This window comes from Actinospineispora acaciae DSM 45401 (assembly GCF_000620785.1).
In the GTDB taxonomy this organism is placed as follows: Bacteria; Actinomycetota; Actinomycetes; order Mycobacteriales; family Pseudonocardiaceae; genus Pseudonocardia; species Pseudonocardia acaciae.
The window spans coordinates 202,890-220,921 of sequence record NZ_JIAI01000003.1; the positions used below are offsets into that span (position 1 = coordinate 202,890).

The 18,032-nt window shown below is 73.3% G+C and carries 16 protein-coding genes; 8 read left to right on the forward strand and 8 right to left on the reverse strand.

Annotation, left to right across the window (positions count from 1 at the left end; translation table 11 throughout):
* The first annotated feature begins 42 nt into the window (after positions 1–42).
* On the forward strand, positions 43–2,904 hold the full coding sequence (locus tag N912_RS52720) for an AfsR/SARP family transcriptional regulator (RefSeq protein WP_169747902.1): 2,862 nt from the start codon (positions 43–45) through the stop codon (positions 2,902–2,904).
* Between the two features lie 98 nt (positions 2,905–3,002).
* Positions 3,003–3,440 carry a nuclear transport factor 2 family protein gene (locus N912_RS0117820; protein WP_028923478.1) on the forward strand — a complete coding sequence of 146 codons (438 nt, stop codon included), beginning with the start codon at positions 3,003–3,005 and terminating at the stop codon, positions 3,438–3,440.
* Positions 3,441–3,449: 9 nt separating this feature from the next.
* Here the strand turns inward: N912_RS0117820 and N912_RS0117825 are convergent, their stop codons facing one another.
* Together N912_RS0117825 and N912_RS0117830 are read right to left on the reverse strand one after the other, a co-directional pair.
* Positions 3,450–4,157: a FadR/GntR family transcriptional regulator gene (locus N912_RS0117825; RefSeq protein ID WP_028923479.1), complete on the reverse strand. Its 708-nt coding sequence runs from the start codon at positions 4,155–4,157 to the stop codon at positions 3,450–3,452.
* On the reverse strand, positions 4,154–5,461 hold the full coding sequence (locus N912_RS0117830) for an enolase C-terminal domain-like protein (protein WP_028923480.1): 1,308 nt from the start codon (positions 5,459–5,461) through the stop codon (positions 4,154–4,156). The genes N912_RS0117825 and N912_RS0117830 overlap by 4 nt, the downstream gene beginning before the upstream one ends.
* 109 nt (positions 5,462–5,570) lie before the next feature.
* Here N912_RS0117830 and N912_RS52725 point away from each other — a divergent pair, with 109 nt between their 5' ends.
* From N912_RS52725 to N912_RS0117845, 3 genes are all read left to right on the forward strand, one after another.
* Positions 5,571–6,866 (forward strand): MFS transporter, encoded by a 1,296-nt coding sequence (locus tag N912_RS52725; RefSeq protein ID WP_084210984.1) that lies wholly within the window; start codon positions 5,571–5,573, stop codon positions 6,864–6,866.
* Between the two features lie 84 nt (positions 6,867–6,950).
* The gene (locus tag N912_RS0117840) at positions 6,951–7,874 is read left to right on the forward strand and encodes a fumarylacetoacetate hydrolase family protein (protein WP_156993721.1); all 924 of its coding nucleotides are present in this window, start codon (positions 6,951–6,953) and stop codon (positions 7,872–7,874) included.
* A gap of 78 nt (positions 7,875–7,952) precedes the next feature.
* On the forward strand, positions 7,953–9,461 hold the full coding sequence (locus N912_RS0117845) for an aldehyde dehydrogenase (NADP(+)) (RefSeq protein ID WP_028923482.1): 1,509 nt from the start codon (positions 7,953–7,955) through the stop codon (positions 9,459–9,461).
* 3 nt (positions 9,462–9,464) lie between these two features.
* Here the strand turns inward: N912_RS0117845 and N912_RS0117850 are convergent, their stop codons facing one another.
* The gene (locus N912_RS0117850) at positions 9,465–10,166 is read right to left on the reverse strand and encodes a haloacid dehalogenase-like hydrolase (protein WP_051580370.1); all 702 of its coding nucleotides are present in this window, start codon (positions 10,164–10,166) and stop codon (positions 9,465–9,467) included.
* 19 nt (positions 10,167–10,185) lie between these two features.
* A complete protein-coding gene (locus N912_RS0117855) occupies positions 10,186–10,773 on the reverse strand; it encodes a hypothetical protein (protein WP_028923484.1) in 588 nt (195 codons plus the stop codon).
* A 522-nt stretch (positions 10,774–11,295) separates the two neighbouring features.
* Here N912_RS0117855 and N912_RS52730 point away from each other — a divergent pair.
* The 3 genes from N912_RS52730 to N912_RS0117870 are packed head-to-tail and all read left to right on the forward strand — an operon-like array spanning position 11,296 to position 14,166.
* Positions 11,296–12,420, forward strand: coding sequence for a class II histone deacetylase (locus tag N912_RS52730; protein ID WP_037065276.1), 1,125 nt, complete (start codon positions 11,296–11,298; stop codon positions 12,418–12,420).
* 13 nt (positions 12,421–12,433) lie between these two features.
* Positions 12,434–12,661, forward strand: a complete 228-nt coding sequence (locus N912_RS0117865; protein WP_028923485.1) for a hypothetical protein — start codon at positions 12,434–12,436, stop codon at positions 12,659–12,661.
* Positions 12,658–14,166, forward strand: a complete 1,509-nt coding sequence (locus N912_RS0117870; RefSeq protein ID WP_028923486.1) for a sodium:solute symporter family protein — start codon at positions 12,658–12,660, stop codon at positions 14,164–14,166. Before N912_RS0117865 ends, N912_RS0117870 begins: the two co-directional genes overlap by 4 nt.
* On the opposite strand, the gene N912_RS0117875 is transcribed toward N912_RS0117870, so the two are convergent.
* The 4 genes from N912_RS0117875 to N912_RS0117890 all read right to left on the reverse strand — a co-directional run bounded on the left by N912_RS0117875 (position 14,157) and on the right by N912_RS0117890 (position 18,030).
* The gene (locus N912_RS0117875; protein WP_156993723.1) at positions 14,157–14,471 is read right to left on the reverse strand and encodes a hypothetical protein; all 315 of its coding nucleotides are present in this window, start codon (positions 14,469–14,471) and stop codon (positions 14,157–14,159) included. The genes N912_RS0117870 and N912_RS0117875 overlap by 10 nt on opposite strands.
* A 208-nt stretch (positions 14,472–14,679) precedes the next feature.
* On the reverse strand, positions 14,680–15,429 hold the full coding sequence (locus N912_RS0117880; RefSeq protein WP_037065281.1) for an N-acyl homoserine lactonase family protein: 750 nt from the start codon (positions 15,427–15,429) through the stop codon (positions 14,680–14,682).
* Between the two features lie 115 nt (positions 15,430–15,544).
* Entirely contained in the window at positions 15,545–16,603 is a 1,059-nt protein-coding gene (locus N912_RS0117885; protein ID WP_028923489.1) for an Ldh family oxidoreductase, read from the reverse strand.
* Complete coding sequence (locus tag N912_RS0117890; RefSeq protein WP_028923490.1) at positions 16,600–18,030, reverse strand: aldehyde dehydrogenase family protein; 1,431 nt, start codon at positions 18,028–18,030, stop codon at positions 16,600–16,602. The genes N912_RS0117885 and N912_RS0117890 overlap by 4 nt, the downstream gene beginning before the upstream one ends.
* Positions 18,031–18,032: the final 2 nt, after the last annotated feature.

Here is an 18,032-nt window from a genome sequence, read left to right on the forward strand (position 1 = left end):
CCGGTCCACGTCGGTGTGTTGACCGGCGGCGGGGGTTGGGACGTGCTGTTCTGTCGGGTGCTGGGGCCGCTCGAGGTGGTGGTCGACGGGTCGGTCTCGGAGCTGGGCGGCCCGGCCCCGCGCCGGCTGCTCGCCGCCCTGCTGGCCGCCGACGGCAAGCCGGTGGCCGATGCGGCGCTGGCCGAGCTGGTGTGGGGCGCCGACGCGCCGCCGGTGGTCAGCGGCGCGCTGCAGGTGAACGTCTCGCGGCTGCGCTCGGCGCTGGGCGCGGGCGGGCGCGAGCTGCTGGAGCGCACCGGGGCCGGCTACCGGTTCCGGGTTGAGCCGGAGCAGACCGACGTCGGCCGGTTCGCCGAGCTGGTCGCCGAGGGCGGGCGGCTGTTCGACGGCGGCGACCCGGCCGCGGCCGTACGGGCCTACTGGGAGGCGCTCGGGCTCTGGCGCGGTGAGCCGTGGGCGGAGCTGCCGGAGCCCTCGGTGGCCGGCGTCCGGGTCAGGCTGAACGAGCTGCGCGCGGTCGCGGTGGAGGAGCTGCAGGCGGCCCGGCTGGCGGTCGGGGACACGGTCGGGGCGGTGGCCGCGCTGGGCGAGGCGGTGACCGAGGCGCCGTTCCGCGAGCGGCGCTGGGAGCTGCTGGTACTTGGCCTGTACCGGGCCGGGCGGCAGGGGCACGCGCTGGCCGAGCTGCGCCGGGTGCGCGAGCTGCTGGCCGACGAGCTCGGGGTGGACCCGGGGCCGGCGCTGCGGACCCTGGAGCGGCGGCTGCTCAACCAGGACCCGACGCTGCTGGCCGCGCCGTGCCCGGAACCGCTCCCGACCGCCCCCGCCGGCCCCGGCCCCGCCGCGACCCCCGTCGAGCCCCGACCCGCCCCGGCCATCACCCGCCCGCTGTCGTCGTTCATCGGCCGGCACCGCGAGCTGGAGCTGCTGGCCGGCTCGCTGGCCCGCCAGCGCCTGGTCAGCCTCACCGGCCCGGCCGGGGTCGGCAAGACGCGGCTGGCCATCGAGTACGCCGTCACCGTCACCGACCGGGGCCCGGCCTGGCTGGCCAGGCTGGCCGACGTGTCCACGCCGGAGGCGGTGCCGCCGGCGGTGGCCGCCGCGATCGGCGTCGCCCAGCTCGCCGGCGACCCGGTCGAGCTGATCCAGGGGGCGCTCGCGGGCACCCCCGGGCTGCTGGTGCTGGACAACTGCGAGCACCTGGTCGAGCCGGTGGCCGAGCTGGTGATCGCGCTGCTGGCCAGCTGCCCCGGGCTGCGGATCCTGACCACCAGCCGGGTGTCGCTGGGGGTGGACGGCGAATACCTGCTCCCGGTCGCGCCGCTGGCCGTCGACACCGAGACGACCGGGGACGGGGCGGCGGTGCGGCTGCTGGTGGACCGGGTGCGCGCCGCACGCCCGGACTGGACGCCCAGCGCCGAGGAGCTGGCCAGCGCGCGGCGGATCTGCACCGCGCTGGACGGGCTGCCGCTGGCCATCGAGCTGGCCGCGTCCCGCGAACGCGCCTTCGGCCTTGCCGGGCTGGCCGACCACCTGCACGACCGGCTCACCGTGCTCGGCGCCCCGCCGCGCGGCTCGCTGACCCCGCACGCCACCCTGCGCGCCGCGATCAGGTGGAGCGTCGCGCTGCTCGGCGCCCAGGACCGGGCGATGCTGCTGCGGCTGTGGCCGTTCGAGGGCGGTTTCTCCTGGCCGGCCGCCGAGGCCGTGCAGCCCGCCGACGCCGCCGCCCAGCCCGTGCTGGCCACCCTGGCCTCCCTGGTCGACAGGTCGGTGGTGATGGCCGACACCGGCGCCACCCCCGCCCGCTACCGGCTGCTGGAGACCGTGCGCGCCTACTGCCGCGAGGTCGACCCCGACCCGGCCGCCACGGCCGCCGCGCACGCCGCCTGGGTACGCGGCTTCGTCGCCGACCGCGTCGCGCTGACGACCGGCTCGCGAGCGGGCGACGCCTACCGCGCGCTGGCCGACGAGCTGCCCAACCTGCGCGCCGGCATCGCGCACGACCTGGCACACCGGCCGGTGGACGCGCTGCGCACCGCCGCCGCGCTGGGCCGGATGTGGGTGACCGCCGGCGGCCTCCCCGAGGGCGCCCGGCTGATCCGCACCGCGCTGGAGGCCGCGCCGGACGCCGAGGTCACCGACCGGGTCGACGCCCTGCTCTCGCTGTCCACCGTCTCGTTCCACGCCGGCGACGCCACCGAGGCGGTCGGGCTGGCCGACCGGGCCATCGAGCTGCTCGCCGACGGTGACCAGGACCAGCTGCTGCACGCGCTGATGTGCCGGGCCGCCGGCCTGATCCAGCTCGGCGAGGCCGCCGCCGCCGTGGCCACCGCCGGTGAGCTGGTCGCGAAGGCCGAGCGCCGGGCCGCCCCGGCCTGGGTGCGGGCCAGCGCGCGGCTCTCGCTGGGGACCGCGCAGCTGCTCCAGGGCCGGCGGGCGGAGGGCGAGGCCGCCGTGCTCGCGGCCAGGAACGCGAACGCCGACTGCGGGCACATGTGGGGCAAGGGCACCGCCGAGCTGGTGCTGGCCTGGTGCCTGCTCGGCGACGCCGGCCGCGACCCCGCGATCGCCGGCCGCAGCGCCCGCACCGCGCTGGAGTACCTGAACAGCGCGCTGGACGTGTTCACCGAGCTGCACAACGTGTCCGACTCGCTCGGCGTGCTCTACGCCGGCGCGCACGCGCTGCCCTTCGTCGACCGCGCCGCCGACGGCGTCCGGCTGCGCGCCGCGGTGGTCCAGCACGCCCGGCGGGTGGGCGCGGACTGCCGCCGGTACATCGACGTGGCCCGCGACCGCGTCGAGCCCAGGCTGGACGCCGCCCTCCCCCCTGCCGAACGCGCGGCCGCCGAGCGCGACGGGCGTGCGCTGGGCTGGACGGCCACGGTAGAACTGCTTCGGTAGCCGTGTGACGCGGCTCGCAGTGTGCAAGCGAACCGCAAGCGGCGCGCGCGATCGTGGACCGATGACGCCGCACGCGGCGGCACAGAGGGGACGAGCACATGCGCGCGAACACCCGGCGGGCCGGGTCCACCGACGTCGAACTGGTCGGCGAGCTCTACCAGGCGTTCGCGGTCCGCGACCTGGAACGCATCCGGGCGGCGATCGCGCCGGACTTCGTCATGGAGCAGACCGACCTGCTGCCCTGGGGCGGGCGCCGGCACGGCCCGGAGGGCTTCTTCGAGTTCCTGCGCATCGCGCTCGGGCACGTCGACCCCGTGGTGGAGATCGACGAGCTCTTCGACGCCGGCGGCGGCCGGGTCGTCCAGATCGGGCACGCCACCGGCACCGTCCGCGCCCACGGCAACCGCTTCCGCATCCGCCTGATCCACGTCTGGCAGGTCCGCGACGGCATGCTGGTCTCCCACCGCGCCTACCTCGACGCGCCCGCCATGCTCGCGGCGCTGCGCGGCGGCCGGGACCGGCGGGGTCGCCGGTAGCCGATCAGTTCAGGAGGGCTCGGCGCCGAGGCGGTCCTCCAGCCAGCCCTGGACGTCGGCCACGTGGCGGCTGGCCGCGGTGTAGGTGGCCAGGCTGTCGCGTTGGCGCAGGGCGGTGTAGATGCTCACGTGCTGCTGGTGCGTCCAGGACAGCACGTCGTGCGACACCAGCGCGCGCCAGATCCGGGCCCGCTCGGTGCGGCGGGCCACCGTGGCGCAGAGCTGGCACAGGGTCGGGTTGCGGGCGGCGGCCGCTATCGCCTCGTGGAACGCCAGGTCCTCGCGGACCAGCTCCTCCGGGTCGGTCAGGGTGGCCATCAGCTCGATGCGCGCGCCCAGGTCGTCCAGCTCGGCGTCGGTGATCCGGACGGCGGCCAGCGCGGACGCCTCGGACTCCAGGATCCGCCGGCACTCGAACAGCTCGCCCATGTTTCCGTCCTGGCTCAGCTCCAGGAACCCGCCGAGCCGGCGCATGATGGTGTCCGGCCGCAGGTCGGTGACGAACGTGCCGGAGCCCCGGCGCACCTCGACCACCCCGGCCATGGTCAGTGCCCGTACCGCCTCCCGCAGCGACAGCCGGGACAGCCCCATCCGCCCGGCCAGCTCCGCCTCCGGCGGCAGCCGCTCCCCCGGCCGCAGCCGACCGCCCTCGATCTCCCGCTTGAGCGCCTCGATGGCCGTGTCCACCACGCTCGCGGTGGCATCGGCCGAGGTCACCGCGCGGTCCAAACCGACCCGTCCGGGAAGCTGTACGCCGCCAGCGTCTCCGGCTTGATCTGCGCGCTGTAGCCCGGCGCGGTCGGCGGCAGGTACCGGCTGCCGGCCATCCGCACCGGGTCCACGAAGTGCTCGTGCAGGTGGTCCACGTACTCCACCACCCGATCTTGCATGGACCCGCTGACCGCCAGGAAGTCGAACATGGACAGATGCTGCACCAGCTCGCACAGCCCGACCCCACCGGCGTGCGGGCACACCGGCACCCCGTGCTCGGCGGCCAGCAGCAGCACCGCCACCGCCTCGTTCACCCCGGCCAGCCGGCAGGCGTCGACCTGGCAGAAGCCCAGCGCGCCGGCCTGCAGCAGCTGCTTGAACATCACCGCGTTGTGGCAGTGCTCCCCGGTGGCCACCCGGGCCGGCGCGATCCGCTTGGCGATGGCCGCGTGGCCGAGGATGTCGTCCGGGCTGGTCGGCTCCTCGAACCACCAGATGTCGAACCCGGCCAGCGCGTCCGCCCACTCGATCGCCTCGCCCACCCCGAGGGTCTGGTTGGCGTCGATCATGAGCTTGCGGTCCGGGCCGATGACCTCGCGGGCGATCCGGCAGCGCCGCACGTCGTCGTCCAGGTTGGCGCCGACCTTGAGCTTGACCGAGTCCCAGCCGCCGTCCACCGCCTCGCGGCACAGCCGGGCCAGCTTCTCGTCGGAGTAGCCCAGCCAGCCGGCGCTGGTGGTGTACGCCGGGTAGCCCTCGGCTCGCAGCGTCGCCTCACGGGCGGCGCGCGAGGGGCGCTGGCGTTCCAGCAGCTCGAGCGCCCGTTCGGGGGTCAGGGCGTCGCGCAGGTAGCGCCAGTCCACCAGGTCGACGACCTCGCGCGGGGTCATGTCCGCGAGAAACTGCCAGACCGGTTTGCCGGCGCGCTTGGCCACCAGGTCCCACACCGCGTTGACCACCGCCGCGGTCGCCAGGTGGATGACGCCCTTGTCCGGCCCCAGCCAGCGCCACTGGCTGTCCGAGGTCAGCCAGCGCCAGAAGCCGCCGAGGTCGCCGGCGATCTCGTCCAGGTCGCGCCCGACCACCCGCCCTGCCATGGTCTGCACGGCGGCCGTGACCAGCTCGTTTCCCCGGCCGATCGTGAACGTGAAACCGTGCCCCTCGGCAGCGTCCGCGGTGTCGTCGTCGGTGCGCAGCACCAGGTACGCCGCCGAGTAGTCCGGGGCCTCGTTCATCGCGTCCGAGCCGTCGAGCTGGTCGGAGGTCGGGAAGCGCAGGTCGATGGCGCGCGCGTCAACGATACGGCTCATGGCTCCGCAAGATATCTGATGTCCCGCCGGTCTGCTAGCGCCCGAACGCTTGCAAACCGCCGGACGGCACACCTAATCTGCCCGAGACATCAGATGTCTGGAGGTCGTCATGGTTGCCGTCTCCCCGCCGCCGGGCGTGCTTCCGGCGGCGCTGCGGCGCAAGGTCGGGCGTCGGCTGCTGCCGCCGCTGTTCATCATGTTCGTGCTGTCCTTCCTGGACCGCACGAACGTGAGCCTGGTCAAGGACCAGTTGCAGGCCAGCGCCGGCATCTCGGCGGCGGTGTTCGGCTTCGGCGCCGGGGTGTTCTTCATCGGCTACGCGGTGTTCGGGGTGCCGTCCAACCTGGTGCTGCACCGGATCGGGGCACGCCGCTGGCTGGCCGGGATGATGCTGGTCTGGGGCGTGCTGTCGGCCGCGCTGGCGCTGACCTCCAGCCCGACCAGCTTCTACCTGCTGCGGTTCCTGCTCGGGGTGGCCGAGGCCGGCTTCTTCCCCGGCGTCATCCTGTACATCACGTACTGGTTCCCGAACCGGGAGCGCGGCAAGGCCACCGGCATCTTCCAGTCGGCGGTGGCCATCTCCAGCATCGTGGGCAACCCGGTCGGCGGGTACCTGCTCGGCCTGCACGGGCTGCTCGGCCTGGACGGCTGGCAGTGGATGTTCATCCTGGAGGGGGTGCCCACCGCGCTGTTCGCGCTGGCCGTGCCGTGGCTGCTCACCGACCGCCCGGAACAGGCCCGCTGGCTGTCCACCGCCGAACGAGCCACGCTGGCCGCCGCGATCAAGGCCGACGAGCCGCCGGCCGAGCGCCGGCCCCGGCGCGGGGTGTGGGCGGTGCTGCGCGACTCGCGGGTGCTGCGGCTGGTCTACGTCTACTTCGCGATCCAGCTCGGCGTGTACGGGGTGACGTTCTGGCTGCCCGCGCTGGTCAAGCGGATCGGCGGGCTCTCGGACGTGCAGGTGGGCTTCCTGTCCGCGCTGCCCTGGGTGTTCGCGCTGGCCGGCGTGCTGGTGCTGCCGTGGCTGTCCGACCGCACCGGCAACCGGCGCGGCCCGCTGCTCATCGCGCTGGGCTGTACGACCGTCGGGCTGGTCGGGGGCGCGGCGCTGCCGCCGGTGCCGGGGCTGATCGCGCTGTGCGTGGCGGCGTTCGGGTTCCTGGGCGCGCAGCCGGTGTTCTGGACGGTGCCGCCGACCATCCTGGCCGGCGTGCAGGTCGCGGCGACCATCCCGCTGATCTCCGGGATCGGCAACCTGGGCGGGTTCGTCGGCCCGTCCATCATGGGCGTGACCGAGCAGCTCACCGGCAGCGGCGCGGGCGGGCTGTACCTGGTGGCCGCCGTCGTGGTGCTCGGGTTCGCGTGCGCGGCTACGTTTCGGTGGGTGGGCGCTCGCGCGGACTAGCGCGACCGGCACCGAAGTGAACGCAACCAGCGTGATGAGCGCTGTTGAGCCCGCCGGCGTATGAGGCAGGAAAGGGAGTTCGTGATGCATCTGGTGCGGTATGCGGACCGTCAGGCCGGAGAGGTGCGGGTGGGTCTGCTCGGTGACGACGGCGAGCTGCGCGCGGTGCCGGACGTGCGGCGGGTCGCGGACCTGTTGACGCTGTCCCGGTCCGCGTTCGACGCCGCCCTCGAACAGACCGACCGTCGGTCGGTCTCCGTGCGCGGCGGTGACGTCGTGCTGTTGCCACCGATCGACGGCCGCACCGAGCTGTGGGCCGCCGGCGTGACGTACCACCGGTCCCGGGAGGCGCGCGTCGAGGAGAGCACCGAGCGCTCGGTGTACGAGAAGGTCTACGACGCCGACCGGCCCGAGCTGTTCTTCAAGGCCCCCGCCTGGCGTGTCGTCACCGACCGCGAGCCGATCGCCGTCCGCGACGACTCCCCGCTCAACGTGCCCGAGCCCGAGCTCGCCGCGGTGGCCAACAGCGCCGGCGAGCTGGTCGGCTACCTGGTCGCCAACGACGTCAGCTCGCGCTCCATCGAGGGCGAGAACCCGCTGTACCTGCCGCAGGCCAAGATGTACGCCGGCAGCGCCGCGCTGTCCGTGGGCATCCGCCCCGCCGCCGAGCTGCCCGACGCCGCCGCCCTGCCCATCGAGATGACGGTGACCCGAAACGACCGAACCGTGTTCGAGGGCCGCACCAGCACCGCCGAGCTGCGCCGACCGCCCGCCGAGCTGCTCGAACACCTGTACCACGCGCAGCGGTTCCCGGAGGGCGCCGTGCTCTGCACCGGCACCGGCATCGTGCCCGCGCTGGACGTGACGCTGGCCGCCGGCGACCTGGTCCGGATCACGATCGACGGGGTCGGCGAGCTGGCCAACCCGGTCGTCGAGGGCGCCGCCGCGATGGACTGGCTAATCGCCGCCGCCGACAACCCGCTCGCCCGACCGGGCGCGGCAACCTGACCGCCCGTACGAGCCCGGCCCATCCCTACCATGGGCCACGCCGACCAACCCCCTGAGCGCGAGAGAAGGTGCGCGGCTGTGTCCAGCTCCGAGGTGATCGACTCCGTGCCCGAGACGACGGACGACGAGCTGAACCGGATCCTGTCCGGCGCCGCCGAGGCCGCCGGCCCGTTCGGCGCGCTGCCGCCGAAGACCCGCGCGGCCCACCTGGTCGCGGTCGCGGACGCGCTGCACGCGCACGACGACGAGCTGGTCGAGCTGGCCATCGCCGAGTCCGGGCTGCCCGACGCGAGGCTGCGCGGCGAGCTGAACCGCACGGCCGTGCAGCTGCGGCTGTTCGCCGAGGTGCTCGCCCGGGGTGCGTACCTGGACGTGGTGCTGGACGCGGCCGACCCGGACTTCGCCATCGGCCCCCGCCCCGACCTGCGCCGGGTCAAGCTGCCGATCGGGCCGGTACTGGTGTACGCGGCGAGCAACTTCCCGTTCGCGTTCAGCGTGATCGGCGGGGACAGCGCGTCCGCGCTCGCCGCCGGCTGCCCGGTCGTCCTCAAGTCCCACCCGGGGCACCCCCGGCTGTCCGCCCGCACCGGCCAGGTGGTGGCGGACGCGCTGCGCACGGCGGGCGCCCCGGACGGCGTGTTCGCGGTCATCCACGGCGACCGCCAGGGCGTCGACGCGCTGCGCGACGAGCGGATCGCGGCGGCCGCGTTCACCGGCTCGGTGGCCGGCGGGCGCGCGCTGTTCGACATCGCCGCCGCCCGGCCCAGGCCCATCCCGTTCTTCGGCGAGCTCGGCTCGAACAACCCGGTGTTCGTCACGCCGGGCGCGGTGCGGGCCCGAGGCGCCGAGATCGCGCGCGGCTACGTGGAGTCGTTCACCCTGGGCGTCGGCCAGTTCTGCACCAAGCCGGGGCTGCTGTTCCTGCCCGCCGACCACGGCCTGGAGGACGCGCTGGTCGAGGCGGTGCGCGCGGTGCCGGGCGCGCGGATGCTCACCGAGAAGGTCAGCCGGGGCTACGGCTCCCGCCACGACGCCATCCTGGCCGCCGCCGGGGTCCGCACCCTGGTCGACGGCGGTGACCCGGACGGCCTGGCCGCCGCTCCCACGCTGGCCGCCACCGACTCCGGCACGCTGCTCGACCGGGGCGCCGACCTGCTCGACGAGGCGTTCGGGCCGCTGTCGATCGTGGTCGGCTACGACAAGGTCGACGAGCTGCCCGTGCTCGCGGCCGCGCTGGAGCCCTCCCTCACGGCCACCGTGCACCTCGACGCCGACGACCCCGCCGACACCGAGTCGGCCCGCCCGCTGGTCACCCGGCTGGCGGAACAGGCCGGCCGGGTGCTGTTCAACGGCTGGCCGACCGGCGTCGCGGTGACCCCCGCGATGCACCACGGCGGCCCCTACCCGTCCACCACCGCGCCGCTGCACACCTCCGTCGGCTCGCGGGCCATCGACCGGTTCCTGCGCCCCGTGGTGTTCCAGAACGCCCCCGCCGCGCTGCTGCCCGACGCGCTGCGCGACGACAACCCGCTGGGCCTGCCCCGCGAGACCAACCCGGCCGGCGAGTCCCGCACCTGGGGCTCCTGACCGCTACGCCGAGCCCCGCACCGCCCGGACCAGCCGCGCGGTGTCCGTCAGGTCCTCGAACACGGTGGCCGCGCCGGCCGCGCGCAGGTCGGCGGCGCTGCTCGCGCCGGTGGCGACGGCGATCGCCCGCGCCCCGGCCGCGGCGGCCGCCGCCACGTCGAGCGGGGTGTCCCCGATCAAGACGGTGTCCTCCGGCGCGATGGCCAGGTCGGCAAGGCCCAGGGCCGCCTCGGCGCGGCGCGCGGCCATGGACACCAGCCGCCAGCGTTCCGCGTGGTCCATGCCGAAGGCGCCGCTGGCCAGGTCGAGGCGGTCGGCCAGCCCGAGCGAGGACAGCTTGACCAGCGCGATGGGCCGCATGTTGCCGGTCAGCACGGACTGGTGGACGTCCGCGAGCCGGCCCAGCTCGCGCAGCGCCTCCAGCGCGCCGGGAAGCACCCGGCCGTTGCCGGGGACCTGCGCCGAGCGTGCCGCGTACTCCTCGCCGACCGCCGTGCCGACGCGGTCCACCATCTCCTCGGACGGCTCCAGCGCGTGCAGGTGAAACGTTTCAGCGATGATCGCGCGGTCGGTGCGGCCGGCCATCGGAGCCAGGCGGGTGAGCCGAACCCCGGTGACCCGCTCGAACCCGACCGCGTACGCCTCCCTGCTCACGTTGCGCACCTCGAGCAGCGTGTGGTCGAGGTCCCACAGCACGAGCAGCACGGGACGCAATCTTAAGCGGTCAGGGCGTTCGGATCGCCTTGCCGATCGCGCCGGCGATGGCCAGCGCCAGGGTGTGCGTCACGGTGATGGAGAAGATCACGTCGTGGTCGCCCCTGGTCACCTCGACGGTGCCGTAGATGTCGCCGCCGAACTGGCCGATGTGCAGGTTGCCCTGGCGGTCGAACTCGGTCGGGGTGATGTCGAGCGCCGTCCTGATCCGGTCGACCATGATCATCCGGTTCGCCGCGACGGTGTCCTGGACGATCTTGTGCGTCTGGATCGCGGCCAGGCTGGCGCGGGCGGGCGGCAGCAGCCGCCGGGTGATCTCGGTGGCCATCGCCTCGGCGTTCTTGGACCCGGACATGTTGATCTCGTGTCGCCGCTCGATGCCGTCGGGCACGTACCCGTCCAGCGCGTGCGGCACGCGCCAGGAGACGTTGACGTAGCCGTCGGCGCGCTCGACCAGCGCGAGCGACATGCCGTCCGGCCCCCGGAGCTCGGCCTCACGCGGCGAGACCGAGCCGAGGGAGTCGGACGCCGCCGTCCATGTGCCGCCGCCTTCCAGTCGCGTCGCGATCTGTGCGGCCCGCTGTAACGCAGTGATCATCGATCCGGGTTCACTCCATCGGTCCGGGTCCGCGCGGCGGCGGGCGCCAGCCGTCGGCCCGGGCAGGGGTGAGCGCGGGCAATGACGAGCGGGGGGGCATGGGTCGGGCGGGTGAGGCGTGAGCAGCCCGTGTGCGTTTCGATCGTGGGGTACGGGCAACGTAGAACGCTCAAGTATGTGGGACATCGGGGAACAATCAGGGTTCCCCGATCCCCGCATCTGGGTGACGGACGCTTAGCCCATTAGGGGCATCCGGGCTTCGGATGAGCGTTACCCCTAATTTCGGACCTAATCGGAAGCCCAAGCCTCGCTAAACGTCGCCTCACGTCGTGACGGTTGAGGCGAACGCGCCACAAGTGGCCGGTGAGTCGCTCTTACCGTCCGTTTAGATGTGAAGTAGGTCACGAACCAGCCGGCCGATCTACGCCGCGCGGGGGTCGGTAGGTCACGGTTAGGTGACGCCGGACACGTCGACACGGCCGGCGTCCCCCTCATCGTCGCGGGCGAGGAAGTGAAGAGCGCATGGGCACTGGCTGGGTGTGGCACGAGCTGTACGGGTGGCACGACACCGGAAAGGCGGCCGGGTTCATGACCGGCCCGGGTCTGCAGCCGTTCGGCCACTTCGAGTCGCCGGAGTCCAAGACGCGGTTCGCCTCGCTGGTCGAGGTGTCCGGGATGCTCGACCACCTCGTCCGGGTGCCGGCGCGGCCGGCCACCGAGGCGGACCTGCTGCGGGTGCACGCCGAGGAGCACCTGGCCAGCATGCGCGAGCAGAGCGCCGACCCGCGCGGCGGGGACATGGGCGACGGGCTTTCGCCGTTCGGGCACGGCGGTTACGACATCGCGCGCTGGGCGGCCGGCGGCACCATGGCGGCGGTGCGGGCGGTGCTCGGCGGCCAGGTCGAGAACGCCTACGCGCTGGTCCGCCCGCCCGGCCACCACGCGGTGCCGGAGCGGGGCATGGGCTTCTGCATGTTCGCCAACATCGGCGTGGCGATCCGCTACGCCCAGGCCGAGCTGGGGCTGCGCCGGGTCGCGGTGGTGGACTGGGACGTGCACCACGGCAACGGCACCGAGGCGGTGTTCGCCGCCGACCCGGACGTGCTGACCGTCTCGCTGCACCAGGACGGCAACTTCCCGCCGGACAGCGGCACGATCGGCGACCGGGGTCAGGGAGACGGGTACGGCAGCGCGCTGAACGTCCCGCTGCCGGCCGGATCCGGGCGCGGCGCCTACCTCCACGCCATGGACCGGGTGGTGCTGCCCGCCGTCCGGGCGTTCCACCCCGAGCTGGTCATGGTGGCCAGCGGGTTCGACTCGGCCAACGGCGACCCGCTGGGCCGGATGATGCTCACTTCCGGCGTCTACGCCGAGATGACGCGGCGGCTGATGGACCTGGCCGGCGAGCTGTGCGGCGGCCGGCTGGTGATCAGCCACGAGGGCGGCTACTCCCCGGTCTACGTGCCGTTCTGCGGACTGGCCGTGCTGGAGACCCTGACCGGGCACAAGACCGGGGTGGACGACCCGTACGAGCCGATCTGGTCGCGCTGGCCGGGCCAGGAGCTGGCGGATCACCAGCGGGCGGTGGTGGACGCGGTCGCCGAGCTGCTCGCCGAGGTACCGAGGCCAACGCTGTCCGACCGGTGAGGAGGCCGCCCCCATGACCCGACCCAAGCCCCGGAGGACCAAGCACCTGGTGTTGGGCGCGGTGTGCGCCGTGGCCGCGGTGGCCGCCATGTTCCCGCCGGTGTACCTCGCGGCCAGCGGTCGGGAGAGCTTCCTCGGGCTGCCCCGCTCGCTGGCCTACTTCGTGCTGGTCGGCCTGTTCGTCACGGCCACCGTGGTCGGCCTGTACCTGGCCGAGGAGAAGCGGGGCGACGTGGAATGAGCGTGCTCATCACGTACGGCTCGCTGGCGGTGTTCTTCGCGCTGGTGATCTGGATCCTGCACGTCGCCGGCCGTCAGGACGACACCTTCACCGACTACGCCGTGGGAGGGCGCGCGTTCGGCGCCGTCTACCAGGCCAGCTCGTTCCTCAACACCTGGTGGCCGGGCACGATCTTCATCGGGTTCGCCGGGCTGAGCGCGGCGTCCGGGGTGGTCGGCTTCTACGCGCTGTCCTACAGCCTGCTGACCGTGCTCGTGATGTACGGGATGTCGCGGCGGGTGTGGGTGTGGGGATCGCGGTTCGGGCTGCGCACCCAGTCCGACCTGTTCGCGCTGCGGTTCGACTCGCGGCACATCCGCACCGTGGTGGCGGTGATCGGGATCGTCTCCGGGTTCCCCTGGCTGGTGCTGGGGCTGCAGGCGATGGGCGTGGTGCTCGACCGGCTCTCGTTCGGGCACATCTCGTACAACGCGGCGGTGCTTGCCGGCATCGTGGTGCTGGCGGTGCGGCAGGTCTGGACGATCCGGATGGGCATGCGCGGCGTGGTGATCACCGACCTGTTCCAGGGCGCGGTGGCCTACCTCGGAGGCATCCTGTTGATCATCGCGCTGCTGGTCTGGCTGGTGGTCGAGCGCGGGGCGTCGTTCGATGCGCTGCCCGACGAGTACTTCACGATCCCCGGCGCGGCGGACGGCGGGCCCGGGCCGTTCTACCTGTTCTCGCTGGTGTTCTCCGGCGCGCTGGGCGGCTGGTGCTGGCCGGGGATCTTCGTGCGGCTCTACACCGCGAACGGGGTCCGCTCGCTCAAGCGCTCGGCGTTCCTGGGCACCCCGGTGTCGTTCCTGTTCTACGGGCTGCTCACGGTCATGGCGATGCTGGCGGCCACCATGCCGGCGGTGCGCGCGGACCCGGAGGGGGTGTGGTTCACCACCGCCGAGGCGGCCATGGGCGCGGTCGGGCTGGCGTTCGCCGGCGTGATCGTCTTCGCCGCCACCATGGGGTACACCGACGGCACCATCCAGAGCTCGGGCGCGCAGTTCGCGAACGACATCGTGGGCAACTACGCGCGGCTGTCCGACCGGCGGATGGTGCTGGTCGCCAAGCTCGGCATGGTGGTCTACGTGCTGGTCGCCGCCGTGGTGGCCACCGTCAAGCTGCCCGCGCTGTACACCCTGGCCGTGCTCAGCTACCAGGGCATCATCCAGCTCGCGGTGCCGCAGTTCCTGGGCATCTTCTGGCGGCGGGGCAACAAGTACGGCGCGTTCGCCGGCATGCTGGTCGGGTTCGGGCTGGCCATCGTGCTGGAGGCGGCCTGGCCGACCTCGCTGCCCTGGGCCGGTGGGCTCACGTCCGGGATCGTGGCGCTCGCGGTGAACCTGGTGATCTACGTGGCCTGCGCATACCTGATCCCGGCCGGGGAACGCGACCGGCAGCGGGTGGGCGGGCTGTTCCACAGCATCTGGGCGCCGCGCGAGCCGTCCGCCGCCACCGTCCCTCAGCCCTGACCACCCGGCGGCGCTATCAGCAGCGCGACCAGCACGGCGAGCACCACCCAGCCGGCCACCGTCAGCACTGCCGCGAGCCCGAGCCGCCGCCTGATCGCGGCCACGATCCCGGCCACCCCTGCCAGCGCGCACAGCAACGGTGCCACCGCGTACCCCGCGCCGAGCAGCCAGGCCTGCCGCTCGGGCGGGGCCGACTCCCCGGAGATCCCGGCGAGCAGCAGCGCCATCGCCAGCACGTACAGGGCGCTCAGCGTGCCCGCCGCCGCCAGCGCCGCCGCACCCACGATCGTCACAGTCCTGCCCACGCACGGAAGTTTGCCGTGATCGCGCCCTCGGAAACCTCGGCACGCCGGTCGTCACGCCGCGGGGGCGGCCAGCACCACGCCACGGACCAGACCGACCGTCTACCACGGTGGACGGCCGAGACGGCGTGACCGACCGCCCCGTCCGTCCGTCCGCCCGTCCGTCCGCTCGCGCGAGTAGAACGATCTATCAAGCGCTAGAACGATCTATCTACTTCCCGAACGGCGCCTTGGCCAGGACGCGGCCGTCGTGGCTGGGGATGACCTCGCAGTCCAGGGCGGCCATCCGCTCGAACGTCTCGTAGTAGTCGAACAGGCTGGTGTGGATGGTGGCCGGCACGCTGTCGCGCCAGTCCGAGGCGTTCCAGTTGTCGTACACGCCGATCGTGTCGCCGGCGATCAGGTAACGCCCGGTGTCCGTATCGACGACGACCCCCTGCGAGCCTGGGCTGTGGCCGGGCAGCGGCACGACCGTCACCCCAGGGGCGATCTCGGCCTCGCCGTCGAGGGTCTCGGTGCGGTCCCAGGCGACCATCCACGGCGCCTGCAGGCCGGGCAGCTTCTCGTAGGCGCGCAGGTGGATCGGCAGCGGGTTGATGGCGTACTCCAGCTCCTTGCGCTGCACCAGCACGTGCGCGTTGCGGAACAGCGCGTTGTTCGAGCAGTGGTCCCAGTGCAGGTGGGTGTTCACCACGATCTCGACGTCGTCGGCCTCGACGCCGTGGCGGCGCAGCACGGTGGCCGGCTCGGACTCGTCGTCGCGCACGAACTTGTACGGGTGGTGGGTGGTGACGTACTCGGGCGAGAGCGTCCCGGTGTCCACCACGATCGGCGAGTCGCCGCCCTCGATGACGAACATGTAGACGCTGACGTCGATGCGGTCCTCCCGGCCCTGGGCGTAGAGCACGTTCGCCATCGACACGTCCTCGTTGCGGCCGACGTAGAGCGGCGTGATCGTCAAAGGCTGAGTCTTATTCGAAGGATTGTTCACGAATCGCCTCCGGCGATGAAACCGCTTGATCCAGCCACTCGGACGAGCCTTCGGCCCGCCCTCGCGTCAGGAGCGTGAACAACTCTCATGCGCACTCATCCCCTTCGAGCGTGTACGGCACGTCCAGCTCGGCGGCGAGCCGTCTCAGGTCGGCCAGCGTCTGCGCCGGCAGCCGCAGGCCTTCGGCACGGGCCAGCGCCTCGGCCCGGTCCTCGATCTCGCCCGGGTAGAAGATCTCGGCGGTGCCGGGCGCGGGCGGGTTGGACTTCAGCTCGCCGACGAGCTTGTCCATCCGGGCGGTGAACTCCGGCAGCGGCAGGAACGCGGCGATGTCCAGCGCGAGGTAGAAGTGGCCGCAGCCGCCGCGGTGCTCGGACTGGTACGGGCCGGTGACGGCGGCGCCGAACCCACTGCCGGTGAGCACCCCGGACAGCACGTCCATCATCACCGAGATGGCGTAGCCCTTGTGCGCGGCCATCGGCGCGATGACCCCGGCGATCGCCTCGGCGGGGTCGGTGGTGGGCTCGCCGGCCGCGGTCATCGCCCAGTCCGGCGGGATCGGTTCGCCCCGGTTGCGGGCCAGGTAGATCTTGCCCCGGGCGACGGCCGTGTTCGAGATGTCCATGACCATCTGTTTCCCGGAACCCAGCGGCGCCGCCATCGACCACGGGTTGGAGCCGACCGCCTTCTCCCTACCGCCCCAGGGCGCCATGGCCGGGCTCGCGTTCGTAGCCAGGAATCCAAGACACCCCCGGGGAGGCGCCATCCGGGTGAAGTACGCGGCGGTGCCGAAGTGGTTGGAGTTACGGACGGCCACCGCGCCGATGCCGTGTTGACCGGCCCGTTCGACCGCCTCGCGCGCGGCGTGCGCGGCGAGCACCTGGCCGACCCCGTCGTGCCCGTCCAGCACCGCGACCGCGCCGGCGTCGACGACGGTCTCCGGCGACGTCCGCGCGGACATCACCCCCGACCGCAGCCGGTTGACGTACCAGCCGAGCCGGAGCACGCCGTGCGACTGGTGCCCCCACAGGTCGGCGCGCACCAGGCTGTCCGCGACCAGCTCGGCGTCCGCGCCCGGCACCCCGGCGGCGCGCAGCACCGCACCGGCGAACCCGGCGAGCCGGTCGGGACCCAGACCGGTCAGGACGACACCGCCGGCTCGACCAGGACCAGCCGCTCCTCGGTCATCTCCCGGATGGCGTAGCGCGGCCCCTCCGTGCCGTACCCGCTGTCCTTGACCCCGCCGTAGGGCATCAAGTCCGCCCGCGTGCTCGACGTCGAGTTGATCACGACACCGCCCACCCGCAGCGCCCGCGCCGCCCGGAACGCCGTGTTCAGGTCCCGGGTGAAGATCCCCGCCTGCAGTCCGTACGGAGTGTCGTTGACCGCCCGCAGCGCGTCCTCGGTCTCGGTGAACGGGATGATCGACACCACCGGGGCGAAGATCTCCTCGCACACCACCCGCGCGTCCGCCGGCACGTCCGTCAGGATCGTCGGCGTGATGACGGCCCCGTCCCGCCGCCCGCCCAGCGCGACCCGCGCGCCCGCCGCCACGGCCGCCTCGACCCACTCCTGGGCCCGCTGCGCGGCGGCCTCGCTGATCATCGGGCCGACGTCGGTGGCGTCGTCCTCCGGGTCGCCGACCACCAACTCCGACGCGGCCTTCCCCAGCCGGGACACGAACTCCTCGGCCACGGAGGCATGCACGTAGATCCGCTGCACCGACGTGCACACCTGGCCGGCCTTGCGGAACGCCGCCCGGCAGCACTGCCTGGCCGCGTGCTCGACGTCCGCGTCCGCGCAGACGATCGTGCCCGACACGTTCCCGCACTCCATGGTGGCCCGCCGCATCCCCAGCCGCGACGAGATCTGCTTGCCGGTGGCGGTGCTGCCGGTGAACGTGAAGAAGTCGACCCGCTGGTCGTCCACCAGCATCCGCCCGACCGGATCGCCCGGCCCCAGCAGCAGGTGCAGCAGCCCCGCCGGCAGCCCGGCGTCCAGCAGCATCCGGCACAGCGTGGCCGCCGCGATCGGGGTGAACGGCGACGGCTTGACCACCACCGCGTTGCCGGCGGCCAGCGCCGGGCCGACCTTGTGCGCCACCGTGTTCAGCGGGGAGTTGAACGGCGTGATCGCACACACCACCCCCACCGGCTCCCTGATCGTGAACGCCAACCGGTGGTCGAACCCGGGGGCGCCCTGGATGGGCACGATGTCCCCGGCGATGCGCTTGGCCTCCTCCGCCGAGGTGAGCATGGTCTGCACGGCGCGGTCGGTGTCGCCGAGGCAGTCCTTGACGGTGAACCCGGACTCGCGGGCCACCTCGCGCGCGAGCGTGTCCCGGTTCGCGGCGATCTGCTCGGACACCCGGCGCAGGATCTCGAACCGCCACTGCGGGGTCAGCCGCTCGGACTCGCTGGCCGCCCGGGCGGCCCCGACGGCGTCACGCACCATCTCCGGGGTGGCGTCGTGCGCGAGCGCGAGCGTCTCCCCGGTGTGCTTGTGCAGCACCGGGCGCTCCAGCCCGCTGTAGAGCCACTCGCCGTTGACCAGGCAACCGACCGTCGGCATAT